The organism is Halomonas sp. (genome assembly GCF_041689495.1).
Lineage (GTDB): Bacteria > Pseudomonadota > Gammaproteobacteria > Pseudomonadales > Halomonadaceae > Halomonas.
The window spans coordinates 1-14,131 of sequence record NZ_JBDNGD010000006.1 but is presented as its reverse complement, the minus strand read 5'-3'; the positions used below and the strand labels follow the sequence as shown (position 1 = coordinate 14,131).

General features: G+C 63.9%; 15 protein-coding genes and 2 pseudogenes. 5 read left to right on the top strand and 12 right to left on the bottom strand.

Annotated features, from left to right (window positions below):
- The 5 genes and pseudogenes from ACESMD_RS00200 to dksA form a co-directional block, all read right to left on the bottom strand.
- Positions 1–198, bottom strand: a pseudogene (locus ACESMD_RS00200) (hypothetical protein); the annotation flags it as partial.
- Between the two features lie 100 nt (positions 199–298).
- Positions 299–976, bottom strand: a pseudogene (locus ACESMD_RS00195) (ATPase); the annotation flags it as partial.
- A gap of 15 nt (positions 977–991) precedes the next feature.
- Positions 992–1,168, bottom strand: coding sequence for a hypothetical protein (locus tag ACESMD_RS00190; protein ID WP_372609290.1), 177 nt, complete (start codon positions 1,166–1,168; stop codon positions 992–994).
- Between the two features lie 12 nt (positions 1,169–1,180).
- Positions 1,181–2,098 (bottom strand): tRNA glutamyl-Q(34) synthetase GluQRS, encoded by a 918-nt coding sequence (gene gluQRS, locus ACESMD_RS00185; RefSeq protein WP_372609289.1) that lies wholly within the window; start codon positions 2,096–2,098, stop codon positions 1,181–1,183.
- Positions 2,099–2,191: 93 nt separating this feature from the next.
- A complete protein-coding gene (gene dksA / locus ACESMD_RS00180) occupies positions 2,192–2,629 on the bottom strand; it encodes an RNA polymerase-binding protein DksA (RefSeq protein WP_372609288.1) in 438 nt (145 codons plus the stop codon).
- Positions 2,630–2,835: 206 nt separating this feature from the next.
- Between dksA and ACESMD_RS00175 the strand changes: the two genes are divergently transcribed.
- Both ACESMD_RS00175 and sfsA read left to right on the top strand, forming a co-directional pair.
- A complete protein-coding gene (locus ACESMD_RS00175; protein WP_372609287.1) occupies positions 2,836–3,996 on the top strand; it encodes a pyridoxal phosphate-dependent aminotransferase in 1,161 nt (386 codons plus the stop codon).
- A 10-nt stretch (positions 3,997–4,006) separates the two neighbouring features.
- Positions 4,007–4,765: a DNA/RNA nuclease SfsA gene (gene sfsA, locus ACESMD_RS00170; protein ID WP_372609286.1), complete on the top strand. Its 759-nt coding sequence runs from the start codon at positions 4,007–4,009 to the stop codon at positions 4,763–4,765.
- On the opposite strand, the gene ACESMD_RS00165 is transcribed toward sfsA, so the two are convergent.
- From ACESMD_RS00165 to ACESMD_RS00140, 6 genes are all read right to left on the bottom strand, one after another.
- Positions 4,750–5,205, bottom strand: a complete 456-nt coding sequence (locus ACESMD_RS00165; protein ID WP_372609285.1) for a DUF4426 domain-containing protein — start codon at positions 5,203–5,205, stop codon at positions 4,750–4,752. The genes sfsA and ACESMD_RS00165 overlap by 16 nt on opposite strands.
- A 30-nt stretch (positions 5,206–5,235) precedes the next feature.
- Entirely contained in the window at positions 5,236–5,838 is a 603-nt protein-coding gene (gene metW / locus ACESMD_RS00160) for a methionine biosynthesis protein MetW (protein ID WP_372609284.1), read from the bottom strand.
- A complete protein-coding gene (locus ACESMD_RS00155; RefSeq protein ID WP_372609283.1) occupies positions 5,835–6,992 on the bottom strand; it encodes a homoserine O-acetyltransferase in 1,158 nt (385 codons plus the stop codon). Before ACESMD_RS00155 ends, metW begins: the two co-directional genes overlap by 4 nt.
- A gap of 31 nt (positions 6,993–7,023) precedes the next feature.
- Positions 7,024–7,617 carry a YggT family protein gene (locus ACESMD_RS00150; protein ID WP_372609282.1) on the bottom strand — a complete coding sequence of 198 codons (594 nt, stop codon included), beginning with the start codon at positions 7,615–7,617 and terminating at the stop codon, positions 7,024–7,026.
- A gap of 50 nt (positions 7,618–7,667) precedes the next feature.
- Positions 7,668–8,492: a pyrroline-5-carboxylate reductase gene (proC, locus tag ACESMD_RS00145; protein WP_372609281.1), complete on the bottom strand. Its 825-nt coding sequence runs from the start codon at positions 8,490–8,492 to the stop codon at positions 7,668–7,670.
- A gap of 73 nt (positions 8,493–8,565) precedes the next feature.
- On the bottom strand, positions 8,566–9,270 hold the full coding sequence (locus ACESMD_RS00140; RefSeq protein ID WP_372609280.1) for a YggS family pyridoxal phosphate-dependent enzyme: 705 nt from the start codon (positions 9,268–9,270) through the stop codon (positions 8,566–8,568).
- Positions 9,271–9,332: 62 nt separating this feature from the next.
- On the opposite strand from ACESMD_RS00140, the gene ACESMD_RS00135 reads away from it, so the two are divergent.
- Together ACESMD_RS00135 and ACESMD_RS00130 are read left to right on the top strand one after the other, a co-directional pair.
- Positions 9,333–10,367: a type IV pilus twitching motility protein PilT gene (locus ACESMD_RS00135; RefSeq protein WP_372609279.1), complete on the top strand. Its 1,035-nt coding sequence runs from the start codon at positions 9,333–9,335 to the stop codon at positions 10,365–10,367.
- Between the two features lie 37 nt (positions 10,368–10,404).
- Positions 10,405–11,547 (top strand): PilT/PilU family type 4a pilus ATPase, encoded by a 1,143-nt coding sequence (locus ACESMD_RS00130; RefSeq protein WP_372609278.1) that lies wholly within the window; start codon positions 10,405–10,407, stop codon positions 11,545–11,547.
- On the opposite strand, the gene ACESMD_RS00125 is transcribed toward ACESMD_RS00130, so the two are convergent.
- Positions 11,544–12,695 carry an anhydro-N-acetylmuramic acid kinase gene (locus ACESMD_RS00125; protein WP_372609277.1) on the bottom strand — a complete coding sequence of 384 codons (1,152 nt, stop codon included), beginning with the start codon at positions 12,693–12,695 and terminating at the stop codon, positions 11,544–11,546. The genes ACESMD_RS00130 and ACESMD_RS00125 overlap by 4 nt on opposite strands.
- Before the next feature lie 101 nt (positions 12,696–12,796).
- Between ACESMD_RS00125 and tyrS the strand changes: the two genes are divergently transcribed.
- Positions 12,797–13,996 (top strand): tyrosine--tRNA ligase, encoded by a 1,200-nt coding sequence (gene tyrS, locus ACESMD_RS00120; RefSeq protein WP_372609276.1) that lies wholly within the window; start codon positions 12,797–12,799, stop codon positions 13,994–13,996.
- Positions 13,997–14,131: the final 135 nt, after the last annotated feature.

Below are 14,131 nucleotides of genomic sequence, written 5' to 3'. Positions count from 1 at the left end.
CGGCGCGTTGTCGAGCTTCGAAGGCTTGATGGGCGGTCTCGGATTACCACCCTTGAGCCGTGCGATCTCATCGCGCAGCGCTTGAATCTCCGCCTGCTGCTCATGGCATAGCTCAAGCAGAAGCAGGACGGCGGGCGTCACTTCCTCCGGTGCGAAATCGCTGATCTGCACACGCTGGCGGCGGCGGTCGGTATTCATGCCACGCAGTCAAGCACACCCCGTGTGCTTGACTGCGTGAGCGGCCCCGCGGAGCCACCTCGCATGCCCGGAGTTAATGAGGAGTTACTCCGGCGCCGGTCTGGGCCGCCTGGCCCGGGCCGTCCAGCCAAGCCTGTAGATCGCCGGGCCCGTCGAAGATGGCGAAAAGCGCAAAGCCGCCCAGCACCAGCATGGCACCCAGCTTGACTACGGACTCGAACGCGATGGCCGCCAGCAGGGTGTCGTGACGCGCATGGAGGCGACTGTGGCGGGCACCGAAGAGCATGGCGAAGGCGGCGATCATTACACAGAACGCCAACGCCAGGAGCGACGGGGAGGCCGCATCGGTCATCAGGAAGATTGCATCTCCCAAGGTCTGGACCTGCAGCGCCAGTAGCGGTAGCACCGCCAGCAGGCTGACCAGGGTGACCAGGGTGCCAACCCAGCGGGAGCGGAACCGAAAGGCGAAGAGATCGGCCAGGGAGGCGAGCTGATAGGTACGCGTCATGCGCTGGATAGGCACCAGCAGCACCGGCGCGAGGAGAAAGGCGCCGGCCACGCCCAGATAGTAGGCCAGGAAGGCAAAGCCGTGGTCGGCGGCAAGCTCCAGGCTGCCATGGATCGCCCAGGCGCTGGCATAGACACCTGGCGCCAGGGTATAGACCGCCGGGTGTCGGGCGATCCGGGCGGGTATCCAGCCGCGCTCCACGACCAGGGCACAGAGGAACAGCAACAGCAGATAGCCGGTTCCCAGGGACAGGACATGACCGAGGGTCATTGGATCGCCTCGTTTCTAGCCATCATCGAGGTGTCGCTTCTGTTCCAGCCAGAGGGTCAGGGCAATCAAGGCGCCCCAGATCACGAAGGGTCGATACCAGGCCACCCCGGGATTTCCCCAGCCACTCATCAACAGCGGTGACAGGAGATACCCCCCGAAAACCAGGAAGAGCATGATGCGGTAGACGTACATGGCAGGCTCCTTTCAGCGCGGCGATGGAGCGTCGGAATCGGCGACCTGGTCGCCGGGGCGACGCTCGGCGTCGGGCTCGATGCGGCCGACATCCCAGTCGACGATGGCCCTGGCGAGCTGTTCACTAACCGCTGCTCTGGCCATCTCCGGGGGTGGTGACTGGTCCAGTGCCTTCAGGGCTCGGTGGAGCAGGGGACGCACCGCGTCGTCATCCTGGGGCAAGGGGGGAGCCAGGTTCTGCTTGGAAAGTTTCTGGCCATTGTCTCCCATGATCAAGGGGAGGTGGAGGTAGCTCGGTTCGGGCAGGCCCAGGGCATGCTGGAGTTGGCGTTGCCAGGGCGTGTTGCCGAGCAGGTCGAAGCCGCGCACGACATCGGTGATGCCCTGGTGGGCATCATCCACCACCACGGCAAGCTGATAGGCCCAGAGCCCATCCTTGCGCATGAGGATGACGTCACCCAGTTCGGCCGGGTCAAGGCGCTGTTCACCGAAGAGTCTGTCCTGCCATGTCACGGGACGCAGGCCCCGGTCGCTGCGCAACCGCCATGCCACCGGCCGTCCCGGCTCGCGCACAGCGTTGCGACACCAGCCGGGGTAGATGGCATGGTCGCACCACTGCTTGCGTGAACAGCTGCAGGGATAGGCAAGCCCCTGTGATCCGAGCGTCTCCAGCGCCGATCGGTAGGCCGCATCACGGTCATGCTGCCAGGTCACCCAGCCGTCCCAGTGAAGGCCGAAGGCCTCCAGCTGATGCAGGATGGTAGCCGCGGCCCCCGGCGGACAACGGGGCGGATCGATGTCCTCGATGCGCAGCAACCAGTCGCCATTGGCATGACGGGCGTCGAGGAAGCTCGCCAGTGCCGCCACCAGGGAGCCTAGATGCAGCGGACCCGAGGGGGTGGGGGCGAAGCGACCGCGATATCGGCTCATGGCCATGCCCTCCGACGAGGAGCGGCGGATACGCAAACGGGCACCTGGAGGTGCCCGTCAGGGGTGTCGGGAGGCGACATCAGCATGGCCGGCTCAACCGCCCAGCTGCTTTTCCTTGAGCTCGGCGAGCGTCTTGCAGTCGACGCAAAGCGTGGCGGTCGGGCGCGCTTCCAGACGGCGAATCCCGATCTCGACACCGCAGGCGTCACAGAAGCCATAATCATCTTCGTCGATCTTGTCGAGGGTCTCGTTGATCTTCTTGAGCAGCTTGCGCTCCCGGTCACGGGTGCGGAGTTCGAGGCTGAAGCCCTCTTCCTGGGTCGCCCGATCGGCGGGGTCGGCGTAGTTGTTCGCCTCTTCCTGCAAGTGGCGAACCGTTCGGTCCACTTCTTCCATGAGTTCCTGTTTCCAGTCCAGCAGAATCTGTCGGAAGTGCTCCAGTTGTTGCTCGTTCATGTACTCTTCCCCCTGCGCCGGTGCGTAAGGGGTGAATTTCTTGGGCGCTTCCATGGTATTGTCGGCTACTGGCATGGGACTGCCTCGTTACTAATGAATGACTGCTGATCAATGCATCTTGAGTGGCGCTGGTATCTCACGCCGAAAGGATGCTGTTTAGCGGAAAAAAGGCGTCTTTGCAAGACCTCATTCGCCTTCGATATGCCTGAGCAGGGCAAAAGTCGCTACAATGCCTGGCGTTATGACATGGCTTGGGTGACAGATAACCGACAGGAGCCAGCATGCCGTGGAGTTCGCGCGTCGGGCAGATTGCCCCCTTTCGAGTGATGAGCCTGCTGGAAACCGCCCAGGCCCGTGAGGCGGCCGGGCACGATGTCATCCACCTGGAAGTCGGGGAGCCGGACTTTGCGACTCCCGAACCGGTGGTGACGGCCGGCCAGGCCGCCTTGGCGGCAGGCCATACCCGCTACACCCCGGCCGCAGGGTTGCCGGCATTGCGCGAGGCCATCGCCCGCCATTACGCCGAGCACTTCGCGACCGACATCGATCCGGGGCGGATCCTGGTCACGCCCGGCGCGTCCGGAGCGCTGTTGCTGGCCAGCCAGTTGCTGGTCGAATCAGGGGATCGGGTGTTGATGGCCGATCCCAACTATCCCTGCAACCGACACTTCATGGCCCTGGCCGGTGCCGAGGTCGATGCGGTCCCGGTCGGGCTGGACAGCGGCTGGCAGCTGGATGCCGGCCTGGTCGACCGCCATTGGCGTGCCGACACCCGCCTGGCCATGCTGGCCACGCCCTCGAATCCCACTGGTCATATGCTCGATGCCCGGCAATTGGCCGGGGTCGCCGAGACGGTGGCCGCGCGCGGTGGCGAATTGCTGGTCGACGAGATCTACCAGGGGCTTTGCTACGATATCGCGCCGCTCTCGGTGGCCTCGATTACGCCCAATGCCTTCGTGGTCAACAGCTTCTCGAAGTACTTCGGCATGACCGGCTGGCGCCTTGGTTGGCTGCTGGCCCCCGAGGCGGCGGTTGAGCCGCTCACCCGGCTGGCCCAGAACGTCTTCCTGGCCGCCTCCACCCCGGCTCAGCACGCGGCCCTGGCGGCCTTCACGCCCGAGTGTCGCGAGATACTCGAGGGGCAGCGCCGTGAACTCGGTCGCCGCCGGGACGCCTTGCTGGTCGCTCTGGCCAGGCTGGGGCTGGCGCCCTCCTTGCCACCCCAGGGGGCCTTCTACCTGTGGCTGGACATCTCTCGCTACAGCCGCGACAGCCAGGTCTTCTGTCAGCGGCTCCTGGAGGAGGAAAATGTCGCCATTACCCCGGGCATCGACTTCGCCGTCACGGGTGGCGAGGGGTATGTGCGGATCGCCTTTACCACCAGCATCGCGCGTCTCGAGGAAGCCGTGAACCGGCTTGAACGCTTCCTGGCGCGTCAATAGAGGCATCGTCATGGTCTATATGCCTGCTCTGGTGCCGGGCATCCTGCTGCGGCGTTACAAGCGGTTCTTCGCCGATGTGTGCCTCGATGATGGCCGGGAGGTGGTCGCCCACTGTCCCAACACCGGGTCCATGCGAGCGGTGAACATGCCGGGCTGCCGCGTCTGGCTTTCCCCCAGCGATAATCCTCGGCGCAAGCTGGCCTGGACCTGGGAGCTGATCGAGCTTCCTCAGGCAGAGGGTGCTGTGGCCATGGCCTCGGTGCACACCGGACGGGCCAATCGTATCGTCGAGGAGGCGCTGCGCGAGGGGCGTGTGGCTGAGCTGGCGGGCTATGCGGCCCTTAGGCGCGAGGCGAAGGTAGCAGGCGCACGGCTGGACTTTCGACTCGATGACCCGCAACGGGGCGGTACCTTCGTCGAGGTCAAGCAGGTGACGCTGAAGGAGGCCGATGGCCACGGCTACTTTCCCGATGCGGTGAGCCTGCGGGGCCGCAGGCACCTCGAGGCATTGGCGGCTCTCGCTACTATGGGGCACCGGGCTGTGCTGCTGTTCTGCGTGGCCCATGAGGGCATCGAGGACGTAGCGCCGGCGGATCATCTCGATCCGGCTTATGCGGCGACCCTGCGCGAGGTAGCCACTCGTGGCGTGGAGGTGTTGGCGCGGCGCTGCGAGCTCATCCGCGAGCGGGAGGTTCCGGTGGCGATCCGCCTGGGGAGCAGCCTGCCGGTCTCACTCACCCGCGAGGTGTCCGCTCATCGATTGATATAGAAGCGCTGGATGAAGCTCACCTCGGCGGGTTCGGCATTACGGTCGTAGCGCACGCGAAGGTCGAAGCGCATCGGCTCGTCCTCGTAGATGCGAAACACCGCCACCTGGGACGGCGTATCGCCGATGCGCAGGCTGCGGAATGTCAGCGGCGTGCCGTCGTACCCGGCGAGACCGCCGATGTGCCCGTCGACCGACGCCGTGACCGGCCGGGTCGAACCGTCCTCCCGTTCCTCCAGAACACTCACATTGAGTAGCGCCATCGCCGGATGGCGCTGGATACCATGGGTCCTGGCCACATCCTCGGAGAGAAAGCGGGTGCTCACGGCGCTGTAATGGATCTGATACTGGTCGATCAGTTCGAACTGTTGGGCGGATAGTGGCCAGGCCGGCAGCATCAGCCAGGCCAGGAACAGCAGAGACAAGGATCGTCTTGGCATCATGAACCCTCGGGCGAGTGGCGGGCCGTCGGGTCAATCCCGACGACGTGTTATCCGGAAGATGGCGATTTCGCCGAACAGATTGGGCCACCACCGCGAACTCCAGTGCCCTTCGTGATCGCCGATCCCCACCGCCCGGTCAACGATGATGAGACCCTTGTCGCGGCAGAGTTGTTCAAAGTCGTTGAAGGTCGACAGATGGATGTTGGGCGTGTCGTACCAGGCGTGGGGCAGGGACTTGGAGACCGGCATAAAGCCCTTGATGCCCAGGTAGGCCCGATGGCGCCAGTAGGCGAAATTGGGGAAGGTGATGATGCATTCCCCGGCGACACGCAACATCTCGTCGAGCATCAGGTCGGGGCGGCGCAGCGCCTGGAGTGCCTGGGTCATGATCACCAGGTCGCAGGCGTCATCCTCGAAGTTGGTCAGGCCCTCATCGAGGTTCTGCTCGATGACGTTCACGCCATTGGCGATACAGGCAGTGATCCCGTCCGGGTCTATTTCCAGGCCATACCCCGTGACCTCCTTGTCACGGGCCAGGGCGGACAGCAGGGTGCCATTGCCACAGCCCAGGTCGAGGATATGGGCGCCTTCGGGAACCCAGTCGTGAATCAGCTTCAGGTCGGCGCGGTTCATGGCTGTGCCTCCAGACCCTGGTCCCGGGCGACCCGCGACATGAAGGCGGCGAACACCGCCTGGTAGCGTGATTCCGGTATCAGGAAGGCATCGTGGCCATGGGGCGAGTCGATGTTGGCATAGCTGACGTCCTTGCCGGCGCGAATCAGGGCGGTGGTCAGCTCCCTGGAGCGCCAGGGCGGGAAGCGCCAGTCGGTGGTGAAGCTGACCACCAGGAAGGGGCATTTCGCGGGTGCCAGGGCTCGAGCGAGGTCACCGCCATGGGCGGCGGCGGGATCGAAGTAGTCCAGGACCTTGGTCATCAGCAGATAGGTGTTGGCATCGAAGGAGTTGGAGAAGGTATCGCCCTGGTAGCGCAGGTAGGATTCCACCTGGAACTCCACGTCATAACCGAAGTTGATGTCGTCCGAACGCAGGTCGCGCCCGAACTTGCTGCCCATGGCATCCTCGGAGAGATAGGTGATGTGGCCCACCATGCGGGCGAGCTTGAGCCCGCGCCGCGGCACCTTGCCATGTTGGTAATACCAGCCTTCATGGAAGTCGGGGTCCGAACGGATGGCCTGGCGGGCTACCTCGTTGAAGGCGATGTTCTGGGCGGACAACTTGGGAGTGGCGGCGATCACCACGGCATTGGCGATGCGTTCGGGATAGTCCAGCGCCCATTGGATGGCCTGCATGCCGCCCAGGCTCCCGCCGATTACCGCGGCAAAACGCTCGATGCCCAGATGGTCGGCGAGGCGTGCCTGGCTCTGTGCCCAGTCGAGAACGGTCATCATCGGGAAGTCCGGGCCCCACTGATGGCCGGTCTCGGGGTTCTGGCTGCCGGGGCCGGTGCTGCCATGGCAGCCGCCCAGATTGTTCAGCGACACCACGAAGAAGTGGTCGGTGTCGATGGACTTTCCCGGTCCGATATGGGCGTCCCACCAGCCCGGCTTGCGTTCCTCCGGGTCATGGAAGCCGGCGGCATGGTGATGGCCGGACAGGGCATGGCAGATCAGTACCGCATTCGAACGCTCGGCATTGAGTTCGCCGTAGGTCTCGAATACCAGATCGTAGGATGGCAGCGTCCTGCCGCAGGCCAGGGCCATGGGGTCGTCGAAGTGCACCTTCTGTGGCGTCACCAGACCGACCGAGTCGCGAGGGAGCTCGGGCATCTGTGGTTCTGTGTCCTGTGGTTGAATGTTGTCAGAGGCCGACCAGGGCACCGGCGATGCCGGCGGCACGGGTCAGTGAGCCAACCACGATACCATCGATCAGGCTGATGGCGATGAAGGCGACGATGGGCGACAGGTCGATCATGCCCAGCGGGGGAATCACCTTGCGCAGCGGCGCCATGATCGGTTCGATCAGCTGCATCACCAGCAGCGCCCCCGGATGGCCGGCATTGGGTGCCACCCAGCTGAGGATGATCATCACGATCAGTGCAAAGAAGTAGATCTTGAGAATGGCATTGGCCAGGGCAGCGAGGGTCGCGATGGCGACCCCGACCAGAGGCGGCATTCCCCCGATGGCGATCTGCAGGATGATCAGGATACTTACTGCCTTGATCACGAAACCCGCGGCCAGGGTGGCCAGGTCGAAGCGATTCATCACCGGCCCCAGGAAGCCCTGGAAGAGGCCCACTGCCGGCTGGGTGATCTTCACCACCGACTGGCTGATCGGATTGTAGTAGTCCGCCCGGGATGCCTGCAGCAGGAAGCGCAGCATCAGCAGGAAGAGATAGATGTTGACGAGGGTGTTGACCAGCATCAGGCCGGCGCTTCCCAGTTGACTGCCCATCAGGGCTCCTCCGTGTTCTTTGAACCGTGTCGTTGAATGTCAGCCTCGTCTCAGCGCTTGCCGAGTTCCTCGGCCATCTCGCCGGCGCGATCGGCACAGGCGGTCATTGCCTCGGCCATGATACGGCGCAGGCCGGCATTTTCCAGGTGTTCGATGGCCCGTTCGGTGGTGCCGCCGGGCGACATCACGTTGCGCTTGAGTTCGGCGGGCGTCTTGTCACTGGCCATCGCCATCTTCGCTGCACCCAGGGCGGTCTGCATGGCCAGTCGGCGAGCGGTATCGGCAGGCAGGCCCAGCGTGACGCCGGCGTCTTCCATGGCCTCGAACATCAGGAAGAAGTAGGCGGGGGCGCTGCCCGAGACGGCGGTCACGGCATCGAGCAGCACCTCGTCGTCGACCCACTCGACAAGACCGACCGCCTCCATCAGCTCGGTGGCCAGCCGACGCTGGGTCTCGTCGACCTGGTGGTTGGCGTAGAGGCCCGAGGCGCCGGCGCCCACCAGGGCGGGCGTGTTGGGCATGCATCGGACCAGGGCTAGATTTCCGCCCAGCCAGTGCTCGATCGACTCGGCCGAGAGGCCGGCGGCCACCGAGATGATCAGCGGCCGTCGCCGCTGGATCGCCTCGCGCATGGTGTCGCAGACGTCACGCATGATCTGTGGCTTGACGGCCAGTACCACGACGTCCGCCTCAGCGACGGCCTCGGCGTTATCGGTCCCGGTATGGATTCCCAGCCGCTCGCGAACCGGGGCAAGAACGTCATCGCTGGGGGACGTGGCGGTGATGGCGGAGAGCGAAAAGCCGCTGTCGATCATGCCGCCTATGATGGCGCTGGCCATGTTCCCGGCGCCGATGAAAGTGACTCTTGTGGCCATGTGGTCTGTCCTGTGTCGGTCTACAAGGAGGCGTCCCGTCGGCATGGTAGCGGGACGGGTATTGCCGTGGTGCCTATCGTGGTTTCCTTTCGCCGAATATCGCCGTTCCCAGGCGTACCAGGGTGGCGCCTTCCAGCACGGCGGCTTCCAGGTCCGCCGTCATGCCCATGGACAGAGTATCCGGAGGGGCGTCGGGAAAGCGAGCCTTCAACGCCTCCAGCGCCTCTCGGAGCCGTGCAAAGGGGAGGCGCTGTGCCTCTATCCCCTCGGCGGGGGCAGGAATCGCCATTAGCCCACGCAGGCGCAGGTTGGGCATCTCCAGCACCGCTGCCGCGAGTTCCGAGAGACCGTCGAGAGACACGCCGGCCTTGCTGGGTTCGTCGCTGATATTGACCTGCAGGCAGATGTCGAGCGGCCCGAGTTCGGCGGGGCGTTGATCGGACAGCCGTCGTGCGATCTTCTCACGGTCTACGCTGTGTACCCAGGCGAAGTGTTCTGCCACGGCGCGGGTCTTATTGGATTGCAGCGGACCGATGAAGTGCCAGACGATGTCGTCGAGATCTGCCAGTTCGGCCTGCTTGTCGAGTGCTTCCTGGAGGTAGTTCTCTCCGAAGTCACGCTGACCCAGATGCCAGGCTTCACGCACCCTGTCGGCAGGCTTGGTCTTGCTCACCGCCATGAGTCGGGCATCCTTGGCAGGGCGTCCCGCCGCTTTCAAGGCCTGGGCGAGTCGCCCCTGGGCCGTGGCCAGTGCCTCGGAAAGTGCTAGGGTTGTCATACGACAAGGTCTGCCATACTGGTCATCGTTAAAGGGCACCTATCAAGGGAACAGGGAAAACCATGGATATTACCGAACTGCTGGCGTTCTCGGCAAAGCAGAAAGCCTCTGACCTCCACCTCTCGGCGGGACTGCCGCCGATGATACGTGTCGACGGTGATATCCGTCGCCTCAACGTGCCGGCCATGGAAGATCGTGAGGTCCGCAAGATGATCTACGACATCATGGCGGATCGGCAGCGCCGCGACTACGAGGAGTTCTTCGAGACCGACTTCTCCTTCGAGGTCCCCGGTGTCTCGCGCTTTCGTGTCAACGTCTTCAACCAGGGGCGCGGCGCGGGCGCCGTTTTCCGGACGATCCCCACGGAGGTGCTGACCATGGAGGATCTGGGGATGGGCCCGGTCTTTCGCCAGCTCTCCATGCTGCCGAGGGGCCTGGTGCTGGTGACCGGCCCAACCGGCTCGGGCAAGAGCACCACCCTGGCGGCGATGATCGACTACATCAATGACAACCGGTTCGAACATATCCTCACCATCGAGGATCCGGTGGAATTCGTCCATCGCAGCAAGCGTTGCCTGGTCAATCAGCGCGAGGTGCATCGCGATACCCACGGCTTTGCTCCGGCCCTGCGCAGCGCCCTGCGTGAGGACCCGGACATCATTCTGGTCGGTGAGCTGCGTGACCTCGAGACCATCCGGCTCGCCCTGACCGCCGCCGAGACCGGCCATCTGGTGTTCGGTACCCTCCACACTACCTCGGCGGCGAAAACCATCGACCGGATCATCGACGTCTTCCCGGGTGACGAGAAGTCCATGGTGCGCTCCATGCTCTCCGAATCCTTGCAGGCGGTGATTTCCCAGGCGTTATTGAAGCGTCAGGGTGGTGGTCGCGTCGCGGCCCACGAGATCCTGGTGGCGACCGCCGCCGTGCGAAACCTGATCCGCGAGGACAAGGTGGCGCAGATCTACTCGGCGATTCAGACCGGCGGCAACCTGGGTATGCAGACCCTGGATGCCGCCCTGGCCCGCCTGGTGGCCGACAACCTGGTGGCTCGTGAGGATGCCCAGGCCAAGGCCAAGGGCGTCCTGGCCAGTTGAGCGACTGAAAATGACAGCAGAAGTGAGGAGCAGGGACATGACAGGAGAAGAATGGTTATATCAACTGCTGGACATCATGGTGGCCAAGGAAGCCTCGGATCTGCTGATCTCGGTGAATGCGCCGCCGACCATCAAGATGGCCGGTCAGTTGACCCCAATGGGCGATCAGGGGCTCAGCATCGCCCAGGTCAACGAGCTGGTCGGTGCCTCGCTTCCAGAGAACCTCAGGGAACGCTTCCGCAACGAGCATGAGGCCAACTTTGCCTTGAGCATCAAGGACAAGGGGCGCTTTCGTGTCAGTGCCTTCCAGCAGCGTAACCAGGCGGCCATGGTGATTCGCCGTATTGGCTTCGAGATCCCGCATCTGGAGGAGTTGTCCTTGCCCCCCGTGCTCGGGGAGCTGGGCAACAACAAGCGTGGGCTGGTGTTCGTGGTGGGCGGTACCGGTACCGGCAAGTCGACCACCCTGGCGTCGATGATCCAGCATCGTAACGAGACCACCGGTGGCCATATCATCAGCGTTGAGGACCCTATCGAGTACGTACACCCCCATCGCAAGGCCATCATCAATCAGCGCGAGGTGGGGATCGATACCGATTCCTTCGAAGTCGCCTTGAAGAATACCCTGCGCCAGGCACCGGATGTGATCCTGATCGGCGAGATCCGGACCCGGGAAACCATGGAGCATGCGCTGACCTTCGCGGAAACCGGCCACCTCTGCCTTGCCACACTGCATGCCAACAATGCCAACCAGGCCCTGGACAGGATCATTCACTTCTTTCCCCATGAGCGGCATGAGCAGATCTGGCTCGATCTGTCGTTGAACCTGCGGGCCATCGTGGCCCAGCAACTGCTGCCGACCATCGATGGCGGTCGTACGGCCGCCATCGAGATCATGCTCAAGTCCCCGCTGATCGGTGATCTGGTGCGCAAGGGGGATGTCAGCGAGATCAAGAATATCATGTCACGGTCCCGTGACCTGGGGATGCAGACCTTCGATCAGGCGCTCTATGACCTCTTCAAGGCGGGCAAGATCAGCGAGGAAGTGGCGCTGGTGCACGCCGATTCGGCCAATGATCTTCGCATGATGATCAAGTACAGCGACGAGAGTGCCGAGGGTGTCGTAGGGGCGAAGGACGCCGCCTCTCGCCTGTCCTTGCGGGGCCAGGATGATTTCTAGGAGGCTGCGTAGATGCCGCCAAGCACCCTGGCCCCGGTGGCGCCGGTGACCGCGGGCAGATTCCCCGGCAGGCCGGACAGTCGCCTCCAGGCCAGCCAGGCGAAGGCACCGGCCTCCAGCCAATCCGCCGGCCAGCCCCAGTCCTCGCTGGGCACCAGTGGCGTTTCCGGCAGGTGGCGGGCCAGACGGTTCAGCAGGTCGGGGTTATGGGTTCCGCCACCGCAGGGAATCAGTGCCGTGGCAGCTGGGGCATCCAGCCGCTCCCGGGCCATCGCTACGCCAAGTGCCACGCTGGTCGCCGTCAGCTCGGCCAGGCTGGCCTGGACGTCCTGCGGTGCCTCCCCTCCCTGCAGACGCCCTTGCAGCCAGTCCAGGTGAAAGAGCTCCCGGCCCGTGCTGCGCGGCGGTGGCAGGTGGAAGAAGGGTTCCGCCAGCAGGCGCTCCAGTAGCGCTTCGTCGACCCGTCCCGAGGCCGCCCAGCGACCATCGGCATCGAAACGCTCGCCGCAATGGCGAGCATGCCAGGCGTCGAGCAGCGCATTGGCGGGTCCGGTATCGAAACCCAAGGGGGGCCTTTTGTCCTGGCGTGGCGGGAGGAGCGTCAGATTGGCGAAGCCCCCCAGGTTGAGCACCAGTAGCCATTCATCCTCCGTCCGGAAAATGGCCTCATGGAAAGCCGGGGCGAGAGGCGCTGCCTGACCGCCAGCCGCCAGATCGCGTCGCCGGAAGTCGGCGACCACCTGACAACCGGTGAGTTCGGCAAGGCGGCTGGGATTGTCGAGTTGCAAGGTGTAGGGCGGACCGCCTCGATGACCAAGAGGGGCATGCTCGATGGTCTGGCCGTGGCTACCGATCGCCGTGATGGCGCTGTTTGCGGTGCCGCTCCTGGTCAGTAGTGATTCGACCGCTTGGGCCTGGAGTCGACAGAAGGCCTCTTCGGCGGCTGCGAGTGCCGCGAAGCTGGCGTGGTCGGCATGGCACAGAGCCCATAGCTGGTCACGTAGGGGCTCGGGCATCGGCTCCGCGTGGTGAGCCAGGAGGCGGGGGTGACACCGGGTGTCTTTCTCCGTGGGCACCGGGATCTCGACCAGAGCGGCATCGATACCGTCCAGGCTGGTGCCGGACATCAGGCCAATGAACAGGGGCATGTCGTTCTCCTGGCGTAAGGGGCGTCACCGCGTGTCGCCGAGTCATGCTACCATTCTGCTCCCAAGGACTCGGCAATCACCATGGCGTGGAGGTGGGTAGCATGACCGATATCGCGAGCGCGCTAGGGATTCTGCAGCGTGGCACCCATGAGATCCTGGTCGAGAGCGAACTCAGGAAGAAGCTCGAATCCGGTCGCAAGCTGCGTATCAAGGCGGGCTTTGATCCCACAGCCCCTGATCTTCACCTGGGCCACAGTGTGCTGCTGACCAAGATGCGTCAGTTCCAGGACCTTGGCCATCAGGTCATCTTCCTCATTGGTGACTTTACAGGACGTATCGGCGATCCCACCGGCAAGAACGTGACCCGCAAGCCGCTGACCGAAGAAGAGGTCAAGATCAACGCCCAGACCTATCGGGAGCAGGTGTTCAAGATCCTCGACTCCGAGAAGACCGAGGTACGCTTCAACGCCGAGTGGTTCTCGTCCATGAGTGCCGCCGACATGATCGATCTGGCCGGCCAGAGCACCGTGGCGCGGATGCTCGAACGCGATGACTTCGACAAGCGCTACAACGCCGGCCAGCCGATATCCACCCATGAGTTCCTCTACCCGCTGGTGCAGGGCTACGATTCCGTGGCGTTGGAGGCGGATGTGGAACTCGGCGGTACCGACCAGAAGTTCAACCTTCTGATGGGGCGCGAGATCCAGAAGCACTTCGGTCAAGCGCCTCAGGTGGTGATCACCATGCCGCTGCTCGAGGGCCTGGACGGTGTTCAGAAGATGTCCAAGTCCCTGGACAACTATGTCGGTGTCGATGAGGCCCCCGGGGCGATGTTCAACAAGCTGGTTTCCATGCCGGATAGTTTGATGTGGCGGTATTTCGAGTTGCTGTCACTGAAGTCCAACGAGGAGGTAGCGGCGCTCAGGCGCGATGTCGACGCCGGAGCCAACCCTCGTGACATCAAGATGGTACTGGCCCGTGAGCTGATCGGTCGCTATCACGGGGAGGCGGCGGCGGCCAATGCCCATAGATCGGCCGGCAATCAGCTGGCCGAGGGCGAGTTGCCGGAAGACCTGCCCGAGATCGACGTGGATTTCGAAGGCAGTCCTCAAGCACCCATCGCCGCGGTGCTCAACCGCTCGGGGCTTGCGACCAACAGTGCCCAGGCCAAGGACATGCTCGGCAACGGGCGAGTCAGGGTCGATGGTGAGGTGGTGGCGCGTGATCATATGCTCGAGACGGGCAGGAGTTATGTGATCCAGGCCAGCAAGAAGCGCTATGGCCGGGTCATTCTGAGCTGATATGCCGTTTCATGAGCGAGTCTGACGCCCGCAGGGTGCCGGTGTCTGTCTCCTAGCCGGTGTCTGTCTCCTAGGCGCCGTGTCCTGACTTCCCCACTGGTTTCTCTTGCGCCAGGGGAGGCCAGGGGGTAGAGT

Coding starts and splice junctions, on each gene's coding strand:
- ACESMD_RS00150 (WP_372609282.1), bottom strand. CDS start 7,617: ATGGGCAGTCAACTGGGAAGCGCCGGCCTGATGCTGGTCAACACCCTC.
- ACESMD_RS00135 (WP_372609279.1), top strand. CDS start 9,333: ATGGATATTACCGAACTGCTGGCGTTCTCGGCAAAGCAGAAAGCCTCT.
- ACESMD_RS00190 (WP_372609290.1), bottom strand. CDS start 1,168: ATGTACGTCTACCGCATCATGCTCTTCCTGGTTTTCGGGGGGTATCTC.
- ACESMD_RS00125 (WP_372609277.1), bottom strand. CDS start 12,695: ATGCCCCTGTTCATTGGCCTGATGTCCGGCACCAGCCTGGACGGTATC.
- sfsA (WP_372609286.1), top strand. CDS start 4,007: ATGGTCTATATGCCTGCTCTGGTGCCGGGCATCCTGCTGCGGCGTTAC.
- gluQRS (WP_372609289.1), bottom strand. CDS start 2,098: ATGAGCCGATATCGCGGTCGCTTCGCCCCCACCCCCTCGGGTCCGCTG.
- ACESMD_RS00165 (WP_372609285.1), bottom strand. CDS start 5,205: ATGATGCCAAGACGATCCTTGTCTCTGCTGTTCCTGGCCTGGCTGATG.
- ACESMD_RS00130 (WP_372609278.1), top strand. CDS start 10,405: ATGACAGGAGAAGAATGGTTATATCAACTGCTGGACATCATGGTGGCC.
- dksA (WP_372609288.1), bottom strand. CDS start 2,629: ATGCCAGTAGCCGACAATACCATGGAAGCGCCCAAGAAATTCACCCCT.
- ACESMD_RS00140 (WP_372609280.1), bottom strand. CDS start 9,270: ATGACAACCCTAGCACTTTCCGAGGCACTGGCCACGGCCCAGGGGCGA.
- metW (WP_372609284.1), bottom strand. CDS start 5,838: ATGAACCGCGCCGACCTGAAGCTGATTCACGACTGGGTTCCCGAAGGC.
- proC (WP_372609281.1), bottom strand. CDS start 8,492: ATGGCCACAAGAGTCACTTTCATCGGCGCCGGGAACATGGCCAGCGCC.
- ACESMD_RS00155 (WP_372609283.1), bottom strand. CDS start 6,992: ATGCCCGAGCTCCCTCGCGACTCGGTCGGTCTGGTGACGCCACAGAAG.
- ACESMD_RS00175 (WP_372609287.1), top strand. CDS start 2,836: ATGCCGTGGAGTTCGCGCGTCGGGCAGATTGCCCCCTTTCGAGTGATG.
- tyrS (WP_372609276.1), top strand. CDS start 12,797: ATGACCGATATCGCGAGCGCGCTAGGGATTCTGCAGCGTGGCACCCAT.